Origin of the sequence: Paenibacillus sp. PDC88 (assembly GCF_900106725.1) — a bacterium.
Classification (GTDB): Bacteria; Bacillota; Bacilli; order Paenibacillales; family Paenibacillaceae; genus Paenibacillus; species Paenibacillus shunpengii.
Genome location: NZ_FNNT01000002.1, coordinates 20,047 through 38,434, shown reverse-complemented (window position 1 = coordinate 38,434; position 18,388 = coordinate 20,047). Strand labels below are relative to the sequence as shown.

The 18,388-nt window shown below is 45.3% G+C and carries 21 protein-coding genes; 4 read left to right on the top strand and 17 right to left on the bottom strand.

Annotated features, from left to right (window positions below; translation table 11 throughout):
- Positions 1-5: 5 nt before the first annotated feature.
- The 6 genes from spoIIIAF to spoIIIAA form a co-directional block, all read right to left on the bottom strand.
- Positions 6-746 (bottom strand): stage III sporulation protein AF, encoded by a 741-nt coding sequence (gene spoIIIAF, locus BLW49_RS06495; RefSeq protein ID WP_076313094.1) that lies wholly within the window; start codon positions 744-746, stop codon positions 6-8.
- 4 nt (positions 747-750) lie between these two features.
- Positions 751-1,872: a stage III sporulation protein AE gene (gene spoIIIAE, locus BLW49_RS06490; RefSeq protein ID WP_238546327.1), complete on the bottom strand. Its 1,122-nt coding sequence runs from the start codon at positions 1,870-1,872 to the stop codon at positions 751-753.
- Positions 1,873-1,966: 94 nt separating this feature from the next.
- A complete protein-coding gene (gene spoIIIAD / locus BLW49_RS06485; RefSeq protein ID WP_047911046.1) occupies positions 1,967-2,356 on the bottom strand; it encodes a stage III sporulation protein AD in 390 nt (129 codons plus the stop codon).
- Positions 2,357-2,390: 34 nt separating this feature from the next.
- A complete protein-coding gene (spoIIIAC, locus tag BLW49_RS06480; RefSeq protein WP_047911045.1) occupies positions 2,391-2,594 on the bottom strand; it encodes a stage III sporulation protein AC in 204 nt (67 codons plus the stop codon).
- A gap of 17 nt (positions 2,595-2,611) precedes the next feature.
- Positions 2,612-3,130 carry a stage III sporulation protein SpoIIIAB gene (gene spoIIIAB / locus BLW49_RS06475; RefSeq protein ID WP_047911044.1) on the bottom strand — a complete coding sequence of 173 codons (519 nt, stop codon included), beginning with the start codon at positions 3,128-3,130 and terminating at the stop codon, positions 2,612-2,614.
- Positions 3,123-4,109 (bottom strand): stage III sporulation protein AA, encoded by a 987-nt coding sequence (gene spoIIIAA / locus BLW49_RS06470; protein ID WP_090723897.1) that lies wholly within the window; start codon positions 4,107-4,109, stop codon positions 3,123-3,125. Before spoIIIAA ends, spoIIIAB begins: the two co-directional genes overlap by 8 nt.
- Positions 4,110-4,387: 278 nt before the next feature.
- On the opposite strand from spoIIIAA, the gene BLW49_RS06465 reads away from it, so the two are divergent.
- On the top strand, positions 4,388-5,125 hold the full coding sequence (locus BLW49_RS06465) for a 2-phosphosulfolactate phosphatase (protein WP_090723895.1): 738 nt from the start codon (positions 4,388-4,390) through the stop codon (positions 5,123-5,125).
- A gap of 88 nt (positions 5,126-5,213) precedes the next feature.
- Here BLW49_RS06465 and BLW49_RS06460 read toward each other — a convergent pair whose 3' ends face one another.
- The 5 genes from BLW49_RS06460 to BLW49_RS06440 all read right to left on the bottom strand — a co-directional run bounded on the left by BLW49_RS06460 (position 5,214) and on the right by BLW49_RS06440 (position 9,498).
- Positions 5,214-6,467, bottom strand: coding sequence for an aspartate kinase (locus BLW49_RS06460; protein ID WP_047911041.1), 1,254 nt, complete (start codon positions 6,465-6,467; stop codon positions 5,214-5,216).
- A 270-nt stretch (positions 6,468-6,737) separates the two neighbouring features.
- Positions 6,738-7,295 (bottom strand): elongation factor P, encoded by a 558-nt coding sequence (efp, locus tag BLW49_RS06455; protein ID WP_047911040.1) that lies wholly within the window; start codon positions 7,293-7,295, stop codon positions 6,738-6,740.
- Positions 7,296-7,318: 23 nt separating this feature from the next.
- Positions 7,319-8,389: a M24 family metallopeptidase gene (locus BLW49_RS06450; protein ID WP_090723893.1), complete on the bottom strand. Its 1,071-nt coding sequence runs from the start codon at positions 8,387-8,389 to the stop codon at positions 7,319-7,321.
- Positions 8,390-8,420: 31 nt separating this feature from the next.
- Entirely contained in the window at positions 8,421-8,876 is a 456-nt protein-coding gene (aroQ, locus tag BLW49_RS06445; protein WP_090723891.1) for a type II 3-dehydroquinate dehydratase, read from the bottom strand.
- Positions 8,877-9,009: 133 nt separating this feature from the next.
- Positions 9,010-9,498 (bottom strand): YqhR family membrane protein, encoded by a 489-nt coding sequence (locus BLW49_RS06440; protein ID WP_047911037.1) that lies wholly within the window; start codon positions 9,496-9,498, stop codon positions 9,010-9,012.
- 287 nt (positions 9,499-9,785) lie between these two features.
- Here BLW49_RS06440 and BLW49_RS06435 point away from each other — a divergent pair, with 287 nt between their 5' ends.
- Both BLW49_RS06435 and BLW49_RS06430 read left to right on the top strand, forming a co-directional pair.
- Positions 9,786-10,790, top strand: coding sequence for a DUF1385 domain-containing protein (locus tag BLW49_RS06435; protein WP_047911036.1), 1,005 nt, complete (start codon positions 9,786-9,788; stop codon positions 10,788-10,790).
- A gap of 9 nt (positions 10,791-10,799) precedes the next feature.
- Positions 10,800-11,129 (top strand): hypothetical protein, encoded by a 330-nt coding sequence (locus BLW49_RS06430; protein ID WP_076313099.1) that lies wholly within the window; start codon positions 10,800-10,802, stop codon positions 11,127-11,129.
- A 98-nt stretch (positions 11,130-11,227) separates the two neighbouring features.
- On the opposite strand, the gene BLW49_RS06425 is transcribed toward BLW49_RS06430, so the two are convergent.
- Positions 11,228-12,814 (bottom strand): family 10 glycosylhydrolase, encoded by a 1,587-nt coding sequence (locus tag BLW49_RS06425; protein ID WP_090723889.1) that lies wholly within the window; start codon positions 12,812-12,814, stop codon positions 11,228-11,230.
- 136 nt (positions 12,815-12,950) lie between these two features.
- The gene (gene mntR, locus BLW49_RS06420) at positions 12,951-13,376 is read right to left on the bottom strand and encodes a transcriptional regulator MntR (RefSeq protein ID WP_047911033.1); all 426 of its coding nucleotides are present in this window, start codon (positions 13,374-13,376) and stop codon (positions 12,951-12,953) included.
- Between the two features lie 204 nt (positions 13,377-13,580).
- On the opposite strand from mntR, the gene splB reads away from it, so the two are divergent.
- Positions 13,581-14,651 carry a spore photoproduct lyase gene (gene splB, locus BLW49_RS06415; protein ID WP_047911032.1) on the top strand — a complete coding sequence of 357 codons (1,071 nt, stop codon included), beginning with the start codon at positions 13,581-13,583 and terminating at the stop codon, positions 14,649-14,651.
- 93 nt (positions 14,652-14,744) lie between these two features.
- Here splB and BLW49_RS06410 read toward each other — a convergent pair whose 3' ends face one another.
- Genes BLW49_RS06410 through BLW49_RS06395 form a run of 4 tightly spaced genes read right to left on the bottom strand, consistent with a single transcriptional unit; the run spans position 14,745 to position 18,244 of the window.
- On the bottom strand, positions 14,745-15,458 hold the full coding sequence (locus BLW49_RS06410) for a cytochrome c biogenesis CcdA family protein (RefSeq protein WP_090723887.1): 714 nt from the start codon (positions 15,456-15,458) through the stop codon (positions 14,745-14,747).
- A 53-nt stretch (positions 15,459-15,511) separates the two neighbouring features.
- Complete coding sequence (locus BLW49_RS06405; RefSeq protein WP_047911030.1) at positions 15,512-16,315, bottom strand: metal ABC transporter permease; 804 nt, start codon at positions 16,313-16,315, stop codon at positions 15,512-15,514.
- Positions 16,316-16,336: 21 nt separating this feature from the next.
- Positions 16,337-17,086, bottom strand: a complete 750-nt coding sequence (locus BLW49_RS06400) for a metal ABC transporter ATP-binding protein (protein WP_047911029.1) — start codon at positions 17,084-17,086, stop codon at positions 16,337-16,339.
- A 57-nt stretch (positions 17,087-17,143) separates the two neighbouring features.
- A complete protein-coding gene (locus tag BLW49_RS06395; protein WP_090723886.1) occupies positions 17,144-18,244 on the bottom strand; it encodes a metal ABC transporter substrate-binding protein in 1,101 nt (366 codons plus the stop codon).
- Between the last annotated feature and the right edge of the window lie 144 nt (positions 18,245-18,388).

Below are 18,388 nucleotides of genomic sequence, written 5' to 3'. Positions count from 1 at the left end.
TGAGTTCAAAAATGGTTATCTGTAGAAGGAATAAGAATCCGAACCCGCTCAGGATTCACTTCCCATTCCTGTTTAAGCAGCTCTTCAATCAGACTGATCTCTGTCATTGTCATGGCTGAAACGGCTTCGTCATCTGTGGTGGTTCCTTGGTCATCCTCCGCATTCATCGTCTCAGATGCATCCACTTGAATATCACTTGGTTCCACCGGCTGAATATAGATCGGTCCAAGCTCATCATCCGTCTCTTCAGGAGGACGCTGCTCTTCCTGTTGCGCTGAATAGGTGTCAGCAATAGCGACCTCCACACTTGTAATCCCGGTCTCCCCTGATTTCTTTCCCGACCTCTCAAGAGCTCCGAGCTGCACAGTAACCGACTTTACGGGCAGCTGTGATTCCTGCTCAATCTGTGCCTTCATCTGATCCGCAACCTCATTGGCTGCCCAGTCCATGGCACTCATTTCATGCTGCTGTGTGAGCTCTCTGCTTTTGTCCATAATTTCAGATAGTGTCATGTCCTGCTCCTCTGTAGAGCCTCCGCCCCAATCCGTTAAGGCGGCACTTAATCTTTCATTCGAATCCTGGTTAATTAAATTGATGATCGGTGAAATCAGAGTAAGCAGAATAAGCAGACTCAGCACTAATTTGACATATCGTTCCATGGATTTGTTCGGTAGAAGCATATCCACGAATGTGGCGAGAAGCACCACCAGTATTAATTCCCTGAGCCAGCCGCTGAGCCATTCCATCCTCTCACCTCAACATCACCGTCATATTTCCTGCAGTCAGCATAATCGTGATAGCTAGAAAGAACATGAGACTCACTGCCGCAAGGGCAGCGAATACATAGATTAAGCTTTTTCCTATCGCTTGGAGGCATCCAACAATAGGTGTATTGCCAAGTGGCTGCATGATCGCTGCTGCGACGTTATAGATCAGTGCCAGTGTCAGTATCTTCAACGCAGGAAATGCGCATATGAACAAGATGATGATCACTCCCGCGAGTCCAATCGAGTTCTTCACGAGCAGCGAAGCGGAAATGACCGTATCTGTTGCATCGGCGAGCACCTTCCCCACAACAGGAACGAAATTACCGGATACATATTTAGCAGCTCTGATGGTCACGCCATCTGCTACGGAGCTGGTAGCCCCCTGCACGGATATGACACCGAGGAAGATCGTCAGGACCACACCGAGCAGCCCCACGCCGATTATTCGCAGCAGATTCGCAAGCTGAGTAAGCTTAAATTTGTCAGTTAATGAGCTGACCAGGTGCAATACTGCCGAGAAGAACAGCAGCGGAAATACAATCTTATAGATCACCATACTGATGGTGTGAATCATAAACACGATCAGTGGATGCGTCACCGATACGGTAATGATATTTCCCATGGATGCGAGAAGCGCAAACAGCAGCGGAATCATCGCAAGCATGAAGTCAATCATCTGGTCGATGGCACCCTTTGCATAGCCGATAGCGACGTTGAAGCTGTTGATCGAAATGACGACGATAACCATGTAACAGATGGAATAGGCGACCTTGCTGATCGTGCTCTTCTCAAAAGCCGTCTGGAGCGTTTCTAGAATCATGCTCATAATGTTCAGCATAATGATGGTGACCAGCAGCTTTCCGTTAAACAGGATCTCATGGAGCAGGAATCTGCCGATCGCGCTGAATATATTTTTCAGGCTGAGTCCTTCTCCTCCAGGAAGGAGCATGTCCATGAAGGAGGGCAGCTGTCCTTCAGGAAAAAAACCGCCATAATCATTAATGAGTGACTGCCAATATTTCTCTACCTGCTCTGTGGGCAGCTGCTCCAGTTGTTCTCCTGCCCAGTCTGTAACGGGCGAGCTGGCGAATACATTCGTACCCAAGGCGAAGAAAAAACAGATGACAAATACGATAACGATTCGTTTATCCTGACAGTGATAGCTCTTATTTATCACATCCTTTATCCTCCGCCTCCACTCATACCGGCAGCAGCTTCAGTACCGTTTCGATAATAATGCTGATGATCGGTACGGCCAGTACCAGAATCAACACTTTGCCGGCAAGCTCGATTTTTGAAGCAATACTTTCTTGACCTGCATCTCTTACAATTTGTGCTCCAAACTCTGCGATATAAGCAATGCCAATGATCTTGAGAATGGTCTTAAGATGTACTTCATCCATTCCTGAGGACTCTGCCATTCGTTCCAGAACGCCAATAACACTGCCAATCTTGCCAATGACGAACAGAAAGATGAGAATCCCGGCTGTGGTTGCAATTAGAAACGCAAACATGGGCTTTTGCTCTTTCACAATCAAGATCAGGATGGTTGCGATTAGTCCAAGTCCTACGATTTGTATAATTTCCATGTTATGATCACCTTTTGTTCACCTTAAGCCTGCTTTAATGGAACAAGAATATAGACTTGATCTCCTGAAGCAAATTGTCGAGCATGCGAACGACCATGAAGAGCACAACAACAAATCCGATTACGGTAACCCAGTGTGCCATATCTTCTTTGCCCATTTGCTTGAGCACCGTATGGATCATCGCTATGATAATTCCGATGCCTGCGATCTGAAATATTGCATTTACTTCTAAATTCATTTGAGAATGGCACCTCGCTATAAGATCAGGATGACGATCAGCGCCCCGACCAGAAGTCCAAGACTGCGGCTCATCTTCTCATACTTTATTTGATCGTTCCGGGCCGAAGCTTCCTCATGATTCAGCTGCTGAATGGCAAGGGTGATATGCTTGTTCTGCTCTTCCCGGTCACTCGTTCCCAGGCTGAAGCTGAGCTGGCGAATCGCTTCTTTTTCCGGCTGCTTCATCGCCGTTTGGCTCCAATAGCGATTTATCGCATGCTGGAAGCTCTCTTGGGCCGACAGGCCTTGTGAGGAATTCATATGGTCCGCAGCCGAGATAAACAAACGCCCAAGCGGTTCACTTGCCTGTTTACCAATTTGACTCAAGGCTTCGGCAAGAGGTCTGTAGCTGTAATTGATCTCTGTCAAAAGTCGCTGCAGCATCAATGTAAGCTCCCTGATCTGCTTCGGTCGTGAGGCAAATTGATTCGCTTGATAAAAACCAGCAAGCGTCCCTGACAATAAAATAAGGACGGAACCAATCAGCTTAAGCATAAGTGCCTCCTGTGGTCATTCCTTGCTGATGCATGCCTTGAGGATGCAGACTCTTGTGCCTCATATCGGAGATTTTGTACTGAAACCTTTTTCCTGTGCGATCCAGAATAACGATTAATTGAAAATAATCTTCACTCATCAGCTGATGCAGCGCGGGTCTGCGTTTAAGCTCGGCTATATCTCTTCCATGGGCTGAAGCGATGACGGATATCCCTGCACCCAGCGCTTCCTTAATCGCCTCTGCGTCTTCCTCCCGTCCGATCTCATCTACAATAAGTACTTCCGGTGACATGGAGCGAATCAGCATCATCATTCCTTCGGCCTTCGGACAAGCATCCATGACATCGGTTCTCGGACCCACATCAAAAGTCGGGACCCCTTTATAGCTGCCTGCTATTTCCGAGCGCTCGTCCACAATGCCGACCTTAAAGCTCTTTCGTTCATTGCTGCCCATACTGATCTGTCTTGACATATCCCGGAGAAGTGTTGTCTTTCCCTGCTGCGGAGGAGATAGGATGAGAGTATGCTTGATTCGTGATGTCTGAGGGTCCAGAAGGTGTGGCATCAGCCTGTCCGCTGCTCCTCTGATTTCCTTCGCAATTCGAATGTTGTACCCGCTGATATCTCTCAGGTGCTCAACCTTTCCGCCCTTTAAAACGGTTCTTCCAGCTAGTCCAATTCGGTGTCCGCCTGGAACTGTAATGAAGCCTTTTCTCAATTCTTCTTCCAATGTATAAAGGGAATGATTGCTGATTAGATCCAGGAAACGATAGGTGTCATCTCTTGAAGGCTTGTACGCTTCACTTGGCTTCTTAGACGGGCTACCTTGTTTTGTAACGAAATAATGTTCACCATGGGTATTGATCTCCATTGGTCTGCCTTCCCGAATTCTTATTTCTTCAAGCGTTTCTAGCAGCTGCAGGGGAATATATTCCAATATTGTTTTTAATGGAGTCGGGAACAGGTCCAGCCATTTCATATAAGCACCCCCTTAACTCGTGCACGTTTTCTGAGAGCGACTTCCGGGTCGTTTTTGTTGGTCTTAACCCATATGTATGCCTGTACCTGTTTTTTATGACGGGAATCTATCAATTTTTTCATTAATTAAGAGGAAATATAGCAATCGTCTATATCACCTCTATTAAGAGAATTTCTACTCACTATAGGCACCTGCCCTGTTCATTGTGCATATGGTAAGCTAACAGACTCCCATTTCATTGATTGAGGTGGAAGAAGCAAGTTAGGGAGGTGATTTCTTTGCGTATAGATGTCGTTGCGAGTGTCAGTGAGGTAAGATCTGAAGATCTGGTACACCGAAGTGCTGTCGTTATTGATGTATTTCGAACTTCCAGCACCATCGTTACGGCGCTCGCCCACGGGGCAGCCTGTGTCATTCCGGTTGAAACCGTACCTCAGGCCAAACAGCTTCAATATGAGGATATGATTCTTGGAGGAGAACGATTCTGCAAAAAAATAACGGGCTTTGATGCGGGTAACTCACCTTTGGAATATACGAAAGAACTGATTCACGGAAAAAATGTGATCTTAACGACCACAAGTGGAACAAGAGCGCTCATAAAGGCTTCTAAGGCCTTAACCGTCTTCTCTGCATCCTTTCTCAATGCGAGGGCATGCGCGGAGATCCTGGTTCATCTTGATCGAGATGTTGTTCTCTTATGTGCGGGTAGTCAGGATCGATTTGCTCTTGAGGATGGATTATGTGCCGGAATGCTTATCGATGATCTGAAGCAAATGACCCAGCAGCAGGTACGTTCAAACGATCTTGGTATAACGGTTCATCAGGCATACCTTCACAACAAGGATCAACTGAAAAAGATACTGTATGAAGGTAATGAGGCCAAACGGCTTATCAAGCAGGGTCATGCCCTGGATGTGGACTACTGTTTAGAGATGAATATCAGCACCATCGTACCTGTACTTGAGAATGACCAGGTGATCCGGCCTTGGTCAACAAAAAAAGATCTGCACAATTAATGTGCAGATCCCAGGCTGTCGATAAGTTTTTTGACAGCTATCATATATATCATATAACTAGTATACGGCTAACGCTTCACGCAATAGGTTATCTGCGGTCCTGCGGACCACCGACAAATGCTTTGACATCGGTGTCCAGGTTATAAGCTGTATGCAGCGCTTGAATAACTTCATTCAGCTTGTTGCCTTCGATGACACAAGAGACTTTAATCTCAGAGGTGCTCACCATCTTAATGTTGACCCCTTGTTTAGAAATAACATCAAACATTTGAGCGGCTACGCCAGGATGGCTGACCATTCCTGCACCCACGATAGATACTTTAACCAGGTTCTCTTCAAAAGTAACTTCACGATAAGGAAGCACCTGCTTCATGCTATTGATAACCTCAATTGCACGCTCGCGATCATCCAAGGCTACAGTGAAGGAGAAGTCCGCTTTACCGTCACTAATACCGCTCTGTACGATGATATCTACGTCTAGCTGTGCTTGAGCCAGTGCACCGAACATACCGGCCAGCACTCCTGGAATATCCTCTACTCCCAGAATACTAATTCGTGCTACGTTTTTATCATAAGCGATGCCGCTTACCACTACTCCCTGTTCCAATGCCGCTTCCTCCTTCACAACCGTTCCTTCATTATAGTTAAAGCTTGAGCGTACAACCAAAGGCACCTTCGAATGCTTCGCATATTCTACTGCACGCGGATGCAGAACCGCGGTACCCAGGTGAGCCAATTCAAGCATTTCATCATACGAAATTTCTTTGAGCTTACGAGCTACTTTGACGATTCGGGGATCTGTCGAATATACACCGTCTACATCGGTGTAGATCTCGCAAGCATCCGCCTTGATTGCAGCAGCCAAAGCTACAGCTGTTGTATCCGAGCCGCCCCGGCCAAGTGTCGTAATTTCTCCATCCGCCGTAATACCCTGGAAACCTGCAACAATGACGATCTTTCCTTCATCAAGTGAACGCAGCACCTTCTCCGGGTTAATATCCGTAATTCTTGCTTTGCCATGTACCGGCTCTGTCACAAATCCTGCCTGCCAGCCTGTATATGAAACTGCTTCTCGGCCGAGCTGCTGAATAGCCATGGACAGCATCGCGATCGATATTTGCTCACCTGTCGTCATCAGCATATCGAGCTCCCGCGCCGGAAGCTTACTATTTAACAATTTCGCTTGGTCAATCAAATCGTCAGTTGTATCTCCCATTGCGGAAACGACAACTACACATTTGTGCCCTTCATCCTGTTTCTCGGCAACACGTTTGGCTACCCGTTGCATCCGTTCTGTATCTCCAACAGAACTGCCTCCGAATTTCATTACGAACAAAGACAAACCGAACTCACTCCCTACAGTATGTAACGTAAGATTGTAAACCATGGTAAGCATAAGCTCACCTTGCTTCTAAACAGTATAATACGAATAGCGCTTTGTTGTAACCCTTTTTTACTGTAAATCAGTAAAGATGTTAATGTGAAAATATGGAACTCGCGATAAATGGATTCTCTTTCTCTTAATAAAACAATATCCTCTGCTGAATAATGCTTAAGCAGAGGATAGTACAGCATGATATTACATATTTATTATCTTACAAATGTCTATTTATTACGCGCGGGAGTTGTATTTACCTTCGCGAGTATCGATGATCAGAACATCGCCTTCGTTAATGAAAAGAGGAACCTGAACATTCAGACCCGTTTCCACTTTTGCATTTTTGGTAGCACCTGTTGCTGTATTGCCTTTGATTCCAGGCTCGGTTTCAACAACCTTCAGCTCTACAGAGTTAGGCAGGTTGATACCCAGGATCTCTCCTTGGTAGCTGATGATGTTCACGTTCATGTTCTCTTTGAGGAAGTTCAGTTCCCACTCGAGCTGATCGCTGGTCAATGTAAATTGATCGTAAGTTTCGTTATCCATGAAGGTATGCTCATCACCGCTTGCATAGAGGTAAGATACACCGCGGTTATCGATTTGAGCGCGTCCAATCGTTTCACCCGCGCGGAAAGTTCTCTCTACCGTGTTGCCATTACGCAGGTTTTTGAGTTTAGAGCGAACAAATGCCGCGCCTTTACCTGGTTTAACGTGTTGGAAATCAAGAACCGTAAAGATATCTCCGTCAACCTCTACTGTCAAGCCTGTTTTAAAATCGTTTACTGAAATCACTAAAAAACCCCTCCTAATAATAGTTACAGCTTCAAAAGTTCTTTGTTGGAATGCGTGAGCAGGCGAATCCCTGATTCTGTAATCACGACATCATCCTCAATTCGTACACCGCCGATTCCAGGCAGGTAAATGCCCGGTTCCACGGTAACGACCATACCAGGCTCAAGAATATCATCGCTCAGCTTGGACAGTCTGGGAGATTCATGAACCTCCATGCCCAGACCATGTCCGGTACTGTGGCCAAACTGGTCTCCATAGCCGTATTTCGTAATCACATCTCTTGCGAGAGCGTCTGCTTCTCTTCCTGTCATACCCGGCTTTATATGTTCCAAAGTATGTAATTGGGCTTCCAATACAATATCATAAATCTCCAGCAGCTTAGCTGCAGGATTGCCGATTGCAATGGTCCGCGTCAAATCTGAACAATATCCGTCAAACAGCGCTCCAAAATCAAACGTAACAAAGTCTGACGTTTCAATCACTTTGTTACTGGCAACCCCATGCGGCATTGCTGAACGTTCGCCAGAAGCTACGATCGTATCGAACGAAGATGATGCTGCACCATTTTTGCGCATGAAGAATTCCATTTCCAGATCTACTTCACGCTCTGTCATTCCCGGCTTGATCACATTCAGGATATGCGAAAAAGTTGAGTCAGCCAAGTCTGCAGCACGCTGCATGATGGCAATCTCGTTCTCATCCTTGTAAATCCGCAGCTTCTCCACCAGGCCGCTGACAGGCACGAGAGACACGGGCTTCAATTGCTCTGAATAGACCCCATACGTAGAGAAAGTGACGAGATCCTGCTCAAATCCAAGAGACTTGATACCCTCTTTATCCAGGAGCTCTTTAACCGTACTCATCGGCTTGGCTGCATGTTCCACTACCGTGTAACCTGCTGCCTGCTGAGAAGCTTGTGTCATGTAACGGAAATCCGTAAGCAAATAGGCTTGTTCAAGCGTAATCAATACATATCCGGCTGAACCCGTAAATCCGGTCATATATCGTCTATTAATAGGACTGGTGACCAAGAACGCTTCCAGCTGAGACTCCTGCATCGCTTTACGCAATTTCAACACTCGGTTGTTCCCCATGATTATACCTTCTTTCTTCGCTCTCGTTCATTCAATCCATCGAAGCGTCTTGTGTCTCCAAATAGCGATACATCGCGTTTAGAGCATGTTCATAGCTGTAAGCTCCGAAGCCAGAAATTTGACCAATCGTTACCGCTGCAATGACCGACGTATGCCGGAAAGACTCCCGCGCATGAATATTAGACAGATGAAGTTCGATGGTAGGAATTTTAACTGTGCTCAAAGCGTCACGAATAGCATAGCTGTAGTGAGTAAAGGCACCTGCATTAAGCAATATTCCGTCAACTTCCCCCAAGGAAGCATGAATTCGGTCGGTAAGTTCGCCTTCATGATTCGATTGATAAAAAGTAATGGATACGGAAAGCTTCTCCGCCTGAGCACGAAGCATTTCTTCAATGGATTGAAGACTTTGCTTGCCATAAATACCAGGCTCACGCACACCAAGCATATTCAGGTTCGGGCCGTTCATGACCAGAATCCGTTTCATATCCTCGCGCACCACCTTTCCTGCAAATAACCATCTGCTATTTTACCATACCGGATATTGGATTGAGAAGCTTTTTTGCATCAAGACAGAAGTGGTGAGCGATCGGTGTAGTTACATATTAGCTAGCAATTTATTATGAGCCCATCTGGGTGTCTCTTTTACGTTCATCCGTAAACTCCATTGCGATACTGTAACCGATGAACAATCCCCACAGCAGGAACAAGCAGACTTCGCTAAAGATGGAATCCCAGGTCAGCTGGTTTAGAGGCTTCATCATCCCTGTCCAGGGACCAATCCATACGAAGAGAATGACCCACCAGACTATCCCATAGATCAGGCCAGGTATAGGCCCCTTCAGCTTGCGGAACAGATAAGTATATATAATGGAGGCAAGCAGTGAGAAGACAATGAAAAACAGCCACCCGATAAAATGTCCCTGTATTTTATAAATATAAGCATGCTTGAAAAAAGGCTCTGCCAGAAAACCTATCGGTATGACAGTAAAGTTAAAGTAGTAAAATATCCACTGAATACCTCCCCAGATCAACCCTGCAAAAAAACCGATTTCCAACGCAAATACAAATTTATTAGTAATCTCTCTGCGCTGTTCTAAGTGACTCATGATTCATCCTCCTGCAGCTTATGTATTTATTTATCTTCTCGGAAGTAAGAGATCCGCAACTTTTTGGGCTGCAGCTCGTACATAAACACGATCACACTTTTGCATCTGATAACCAAAAGCAATGAATGGCCCTAGCTGCAGCAAATGTCACTATGCATACTCTCATGTAAAACCTTGTTATAACTTGTAGTATGTTCAAATTACTGAAGACTAGTCAGAACTAGAAATTGCTGGCGGAATTCGATACAATGTAGACAATCGAAGTTAAGAATAGGAAGGTGAGTTCTTTGCCTCAAGAATCAAAAAGAGTGGCTTATGGCGGTCAAGCCGTAATTGAAGGGGTCATGTTCGGCGGGAAGCATGTGAATGTCACTGCAGTACGTCGCAAAAACCAAGAAATCACTTTTCTTGAAGTGCCTAAGCAGGACAAATCCTGGGTTACCAAATTGCGTAAGGTCCCTTTTCTGCGCGGGATTGTCAGTCTGATTGACTCCAGCGCCAAGGGAACGAAGCATTTAAATTACTCGGCAGATGCATATGCTGACGACGAGCTGACACCGGAAGAACGTGCGAAGAATCAAGAGGATGAAGATTCTGGCTGGAGTCTGTCGATGATTATCGGCGTTGCTGCCGTAGGTATCCTATCCTTTGTATTTGGTAAAGTGGTGTTGACGGCGGTTCCGGTATTCATAGAGGAATTTCTATTCGGCAGCCTGTCGATCAGCCAGTTCGGTCATACTTTCATTGAAGGAATTATTAAGATCCTGCTTGTCTTTGCTTACCTGTACTTCTTATCCATGACACCAACCATCAAGCGATTGTTTCAATATCATGGTGCAGAGCATAAGGTAATAAGTGCTTATGAAGCTGGAGCTGAGCTCACTCCGGAGAGTGTACAGAAATTCAGCCGTCTCCATTACAGATGCGGAAGCAGCTTCCTGGTGCTCAGTGTCATTGTCGGGGTGCTTGTCTATTCTGTATTCTCGATCCCGTTTCCTTACGATAATGTATGGGAGCGTGTAGGACAGCGGCTCATGCTCTTGCCGATCGTACTCGGTGTTTCATTTGAAGTATTAAAGTTTACAAACGCAGTAAGAGACATACCGGTTCTTCGCTTCCTTGGTTATCCGGGCCTGTGGCTTCAGCTTCTTACAACCAAAGAACCAACGAACGAGCAGGTTGAGGTATCGATTGCCTCCTTTAACCGTATGCGTGAGCTTGATGCGGAATTTGAAAAATCACCCGCAACGTTCAGTGTAACTAGCGGTAATCTTGATCCTGTGAAAGGATGAGGATCTGACATGGTTAAGCATGCAGTAGCTTTTTGGATCATCATGATATTGGCGGTCTTCGGTTTATATGTAAATATTCGACTTGGTCGATGGGATGCCCTAATCTTCCCCCTGATCCTGGGAGGACTCATCTTCTGGTTCTATAAGCGTCCCCCTCGGGCATTGACCGGCAGACACCCTAAAGTGAAGCCTTCCAAAGCAACGATGGCGAAGCTCGAACGGAGTAAGTCAGGACATAAACCTGGACAGACAATGAATAAGCGCAAGAGCTACCCTTTTCATGTCATTGAAGGACAGAAGAAAAGCAAAAATGACGATGAGCTTCCTAAATATCATTAGCAAAAGCAAAAGTCCTTTGACCTGCTAAAGGTCAAAGGACTTTTTATGTTGTAGATCAGCAGTTTATGAAGCCAATAAATTTAATATTTCAGACAAATTCATTTTCCGTAATAGTTTTGCAGTAAGCCGATCAAGCCAAGAGGATTCTTGGTCAGGTATTGTGCACTAAAGTAGATGTCGCCATCAACTTCTTCATACTGCTCATTATATTTGAGCTGATTAATGATTTCATTTGCGGTGTGCCAGCCCGCTTCGGATGTTCCCAGCTTGTAAGGTGAGTGACCTATATACAGATCCACATCGGTCCCTGACACCTCATCGACCCACCAGTCAACCAGAATATCGTATCTTGCCGCTTGGAGTGACATGCTCCAATAAATCTGCGGTGCAACATAATCAATCCACTCTTTCTGAATCCAAGTACGCACATCCGCATGCATATCATCATAGGCGGTCACGCCTGCCTTCGTATTCGAGCCTGTCGGATCATCTGCGATGTTTCTCCACACGCCAAATGGACTAATTCCATACTCGACTCCAGGCTTCACAGCTTGTATCTGTTCCCCAAGTGACTGAACGAACCTGTTAATGTTATCTACACGCCAGTCATTAATATCTGTATAGTTGTTGTAATTATACGCTTTGAAGGCAGCTGCATCATTAAAAGTGACATTAGATGGGTAGAAATAGTCGTCCAAATGAACGCCATCGATGTCATAACGATTCACCACTTCCATGATGGCATCAATAATATGCTGTCTTGCATCTGGGATACCCGGATTAATGTACATCTGATTCTTAGCGGTTACGATCCAATCCGGATGTACATTCACTACATGATTGGCTGCATTCTTGCTAATGTCTGCCGTCGTATTCGCGCGGAAAGGATTAAACCAGGCATGGAATTCCATCCCCCGTTTATGTACTTCCTCGATCATGAAGCTGACAGGATCATACCCTGGATCCACCCCTTGGGTGCCAGTCAATACTTTGTTCCATGGAACCAGTGTGGATGGATAGATCGCGTCAGCAGCACCTCTCAGCTGAACAAATACCGCATTGATTCCCATAGACTCCAGCTTATCAAGCTCCTGGATGAAATCACTCTTCTGCTTCTCCACATTATTCATAGAGCCTGATTTCGGCCAGTCTCCATTAATGGTGGAGATCCATGCGCCTCTCATATCGCTGTCCTCTGGTTCTCCAGGTACAACCGGGATTTCCGGATCTGTCGGCCACAAATTCGTAGAGGTGAGATGAATCGTTTTGGCGGATTGATTCCATTTCACAATCAGGCCCAGATGCTCGCTGACAAAACGAATCGGCACCATCACACGGTTTTTGGTGTTGGTCACATTCGCGGACAGCTGTACCGTTTTTCCGTTCACAATCGCCGTGCTCTTCCCTTGGGTCAAAGACAGGTCGTTGCCAAATCCTTGAATCCGAACGGTTTTGGACGCCTGATTCCACTTAACCGAAGCGCCAATGCCTTCACTGATTACACGAAGCGGCACCATCGTGACATTGACTTTGGGTACAATATAAGGCGCAACGTCAGACTCCAGCTCCTCACCATCCAAATAAATCGTAATTTCTGCCGTACTGGCTGCGAATGTCACAGAGCCCCCTTGAAATGCCAGCAAACAGACTAGCAATAATGCGATGCATTGTTTCCATTTCCTCATACAACCCTTGTCCTCCATAGCTTTGGTATTAGAAAAATAAACCATTTCCTATGAATATAGACGCCGATTCTATTCTGATAGTTGCGTATAAAAAGAAAAAACACCTGTCCCGCAAATAAATCAGGACGGTGCTCTTCTATGATTCGTTGGTCAGTTCTTTATGAACATTCTGTAAATCCTCTAGCCGGGTGTTGTCTCTGCGAAAATATTCGACAAGGGTTTCGATGCAAGTAATGGAATCCCAGCTCAAATGATGCTCAATTCCTTCAACATCGGTATAGATATTCTCATTCTTAACGCCAATCATCGTTAAAAATTCCTCAAGCAGCTCATGACGGTCCATTAGACGCTTGCCAATCTTTTTGCCTTTTGGTGTCAGCACGAGTCCGCGGTATTTTTCATAGATTAAATATTCGTCTTTATCCAGCTTCTGAATCATCTTGGTTACAGAGGAAGGATGGACTTCCAGTCCCTCAGCTATATCGGATACACGCGCATAGCCCTTCTCGTCAATTAACTTGTAAATTCGCTCCAAATAATCTTCCATACTGGGCGTTGGCATTTGCCTTACCTCTTTTCATTTATGAACTAGCGTCTGATCGATCGCACAACTTTGCTCTTGTAATGATACATGTTATCACTTGCGATTTGCAAGTCTTAAAGCCTGACAAGCACTTCTTACATGACTGAACTTACCACGCTTAATGGATGCAAACTGATGGCACAATAACTAAGAATTGAATACAGGGAGAGGAGCCAACTGCCCATGACAATACTCGTTCCGGAAAAGCCTAAACGCAAGCTTAAGCCAACAGCTCCCTTTGTTCCTGATTTAGTTTATTTTGAACCACAGGCATTGGAATATGAAAAAGGCAAACGCATTATGGAATGGGTTAAAGCGAATAATATTGAATATCGTATGACCACTTCGCACAACCGAATTACGAACTTGCCGGGAGAGACAGATCAGGAGAAATACCGTATAGCCAAAAGAACGCTCGTGGTGGGCCTTCGCAAAACGCTTAAATTCGATCAGTCCAAGCCCTCTGCCGAATATGCGATTCCGATATCTACAGGATGTATGGGACACTGTCACTACTGCTATCTGCAGACCACGCTTGGCAGCAAACCTTATATTCGTGTCTATGTAAACACGGAGGACATTCTGCATGCAGCGAAGGATTACATTGAAGAGCGCAAGCCGGAGATTACCCGGTTTGAGGCCGCTTGTACTTCAGACCCTGTCGGGCTTGAACACATTACTGGGAGCCTCGGTGATCTCATTCGCTTTATGGCGGATGAAGAGTTTGGACGACTTCGGTTCGTTACCAAGTATCATCATGTAGATCCTCTGCTGAACATCAAGCATAACGGCCATACACGCATTCGATTTAGTGTAAATGCTGAATATGTAATTAAAAATTTTGAGCCTGCCACCTCCCGCTTCGAGGAACGTATAGAAGCCGCAGGAAAAATCGCTCACGCCGGATATCCCCTCGGTTTTATTATCGCTCCGATCATTTGGTACGACGGGTGGGAAGAGGGCTATAGCGAGCTGCTGGAAAGGCTCAAAGAAAATCTTCCACAGGAAGCAACCAAAGATTTGACGTTTGAGATGATTCAGCACCGCTTTACCAAGACGGCCAAAAATGTGATTGAACAGCGCTATCCCAAATCCAAGCTGGAAATGGATATAGCCAAACGTGAGACCAAATGGGGAAAATGGGGACAATATAAATATGTATACCCTAAAGATCAGCAGCAGGCACTCCGTGAATTTATTACGGAACGTATCTTTGATGCTTTTCCACAAGCTAAAATTGAATATTTCACCTAGGTTTGCCTTCGACAAAAGCCACTGCCAATCATTCGCATAATGTGAAAAAACCATCAGTCAGCGACTGATGGGCTTACATAACGAAACTATTTTTTAGAATATCATCCATTCCGGTGTAATCCGTTGCAGCCATATCGTAATTTGTGTCATTCGGTCTGTAAAGAGCAATATGCCCATCAGAACCATAACACTACCCCCGACCTTCATTAGTACACCTGAATATTTACTGATAAATCTCGTCGTTCCAACAAAGAACGCCAGCAAGAAAAAGGGAAGTGCAAATCCTACAGTATAGCCTGTAATAAGCGTAACCCAGGTTCCCGGCTCGGTTGCTGCAATCGCGATGATTGCGGTAAGAATAGGTCCGATGCAAGGAGACCAGCCAGCAGAAAAGCCAATGCCAAAAATAAAAGAGCCAAGGTAGCCAGCCGGCTTCCATTTGACATCAAGCTTTCTTTCCTTCATCAATAGCTGCGGCTGAAAGAGCCCAATGAGAAATAAGCCCATGACCATAATAAGTATTGCTGACAGCATTCGAATGAGGTCCTTGTATTCGTGAAAAAATTCTCCAAAGATGCCTGCGCCAAGTCCGAGTGTGTAGAATACGACGGAAAAGCCCAGGATAAAAGCTAGAGTATGGCTTAACGTGCGCATACGGACCTCGCGCTTATTCTGCTCGTGCTTAAGCTGCTGCACGGATAAACCGGTTATGTAGGACAGATAGGACGGATACAGCGGCAGACTGCAGGGTGATAAGAAGGAAGCAACCCCTGCCAAGAAGGCTAATAATACGTTCACATCAGGCATGACTATAACGCCTCCCTAAGAACGAATGAAAGAATTCGGGTAAGATAAATATCTTAAGCCCGAATTCCTTTTTTACCAAGCATAATGACAATAAGCATCGCAATAAGCAAGAGAACAATCGTTGCTCCAGGAGCGAGATTCCATACCCCTGCAATGATAAGTCCTGCAATAACGGCAATTTCCGAAATAATGACAGATAATATAATGGAAGATCTGAAGCTTCTCGCAATCAAGAGACTGACGGCAACCGGTATGGTCAGCAGTGCCGAGACAAGCAGCGCTCCGACGATCTTAATAGCTGTACTGATTACCAGTGCTGTCATCACGGTAAGCAGCATGTTCAACAATTTTGTAGGAAGTCCGGTAACGGCAGCGGCATCCTCCTCAAAGCTTAGAAGGAAGAACTCCTTATGAAAAATAGACACTACAGCAATAACAATAACCGTTACGATTCCAACAACCGTCAAATCCGTCATATCCAATGTATATATACTACCAAACAAATAACTCATTACGTCCCCATTATAGCCTTTACCAAGCGTAAAGAATAAAGAAGCCAGCGCTACTCCCCCGGACATAATAATGGCGATCGATAATTCAGCATAACTCTTGTAGGCTTTACGCAGCTTCTCTATGGCAAATGAGGCTAAGACCGCAAAGACAAGTCCAACCGCAATCGGATATACCCCCAGCAAAAAGCCAAGGGCCACCCCCGCAATGGTTACATGCGACAAGGTGTCCCCGATCATCGATAATCTGCGAAGCACAAGAAACAAACCAATCAGCGGGGCTGTGATACCGATCAGTATCCCGCCAGCCAGCGCCCGCTGAAAAAATTCACTCGTTAATATTTCCAATTTCCACGACTCCTTCGGCCCTTATAACAATGTATGCTGTAAATCAGTCTGAGCACAGTTCTCCAGATCATGTGAATGGCGAACATAGAACTTGATCTTGCCGTTCTGCTGATCCGGCTCACTTCCGAGATAACCTTCAATCATATCGATATCATGCGATACCATTAAGAAGGTCATATGATGATGCTGATGCATATGCGTAATAAGCTCGAAGAAGCTTGCCTGCGTCTCCGCATCAATACCTACCGTAGGTTCATCAAGAATGAGCAAATCTGGACGGTTAATGAGCGCCCGGGCCAAAAAAGTACGCTGCTGTTGACCGCCAGACAATTGGCCAATTCTCTTATCAGCCAAATCCTGAATCCGCATGACTTCAAGCGCATCATCGCATTGCTGCTTATGCTTCTGACTCAATCTGCGGAATATATTTTTGTTGTTGTACAGCCCAGACTGTACGACTTCTCTTACTGTAGCCGGAAACAGTGGATTAAAGGCATTTTTTTGCGGTACATATCCAATTCGTTCCCAGTCCTTAAATTTGGCGATCGGTGTACCAAACATCCGAATATCACCGGATCCTTGGGGCAGCAGTCCAACAAGCATCCGCATCAGCGTCGTTTTTCCCGCTCCATTCGAACCAATCACTCCTACGAAATCTCGTTCTTTCACGGTAAGATTCAGATCCTTAATTACCTGTTGTTCACCGTAAGAAAAACATAGATTGTTAAGCTCAAGGACTGGATCATGGCATAGTGCTGTAGCTGGTTGCATCAACGTTCCATCCTTTATTTCAAGTTCAATCTATTATTATCCTAGCATTATCTTCACTTATTTTAAAGCGGTGATTAAATTTTGTAAATTTTTCTCCATTTGAGTAAAATAAGTTTCTCCGTTCTGCAGCTGCTCTTCAGTCAATCCTTCAACCGGATTGAGTACCATCGTTTGTACACCCGCTTCTGAAGCAAGTGTCTTGGCCAGCTTATCCGATACCAGCTCTTCAAAGAAAATATATTTAATTCCTTCTTCTTCAACGAGATTAGCTAGCTTCACAATGTCCTGTCCCGTTGGCTCTGCATCAGGAGATAACCCCATGATCGAGTGCTGAGTCAGTCCGTAATCACGGGTAAGATAACCGAACGCTTGGTGAGATACTACAATCTCTTTATTGGGTACTTTTGCGAGCTCCTCTGTAAATTTGGCATCCAGATCCTCTAGCTGCTGTTTAAGTCCCTCGTAACGTTCCTCATAACCTGCTTGGTGCTCAGGATCTGCTTCAACAAGGCTGTCCTTAATATTTTCTGCCATGATCAGAGCTGATTTGGGGCTTATCCAAGTATGAGGATCGGTGGAACCATGATTATGACCATCATCTGAAGCTGGAGCTTCTTCTTCATGAGCGTGCTCCTCTTCATGCGATTCTTCCCCTTCATGTGCATGCTCTTCTTCATGAGCGTGCTCCTCGCCTTCATGGGCATGCTCATCAGCAGCTTCCTCTGCTGCATGATCATGGGTATGACCTTCTGAATCTATCAGCTCGATCCCTTCGCTTACTTCTACAGATTTCACATTAGAATCGCTGTCGAGTCCCTTCAAGAAGTTGGGTACCCATCCTTCAAGTCCTGCACCATTGTACAGAAACAGTCCTGCATTGGATGTATTGACGATATCCTGACTGCGTGGAGTCCAGCTATGAGGATCTACTCCTGCTGGCTGCAAATTGATTACATTCGCATCTTCCCCGCCTATCGTCTTAGCAAATTCATATATTGGATAAAAACTCGTAACGACGTTGAACTTATCTTCCTCAATCTGCCCTTGAGAGCTGCCGTTTGAATCATTGCCACAAGCGGCTGTAAATAACATGATAGCGCTAAGTAATACTCCCCCGGCCATATTCCGCACTTTTTTTCCAGTCAAACTATATTTCATAATGACCTCCGCATCTATTTAATCGTAATCGTAATGATTACTAGCAAATAGTAGTATAGCATCCCTCCCAAGATTGTCAATACTATTTACTGAAAAAAAGAGCGTTCCCTAAAAGGAACGCTCTTCATTGTATAAGCTTAAAAT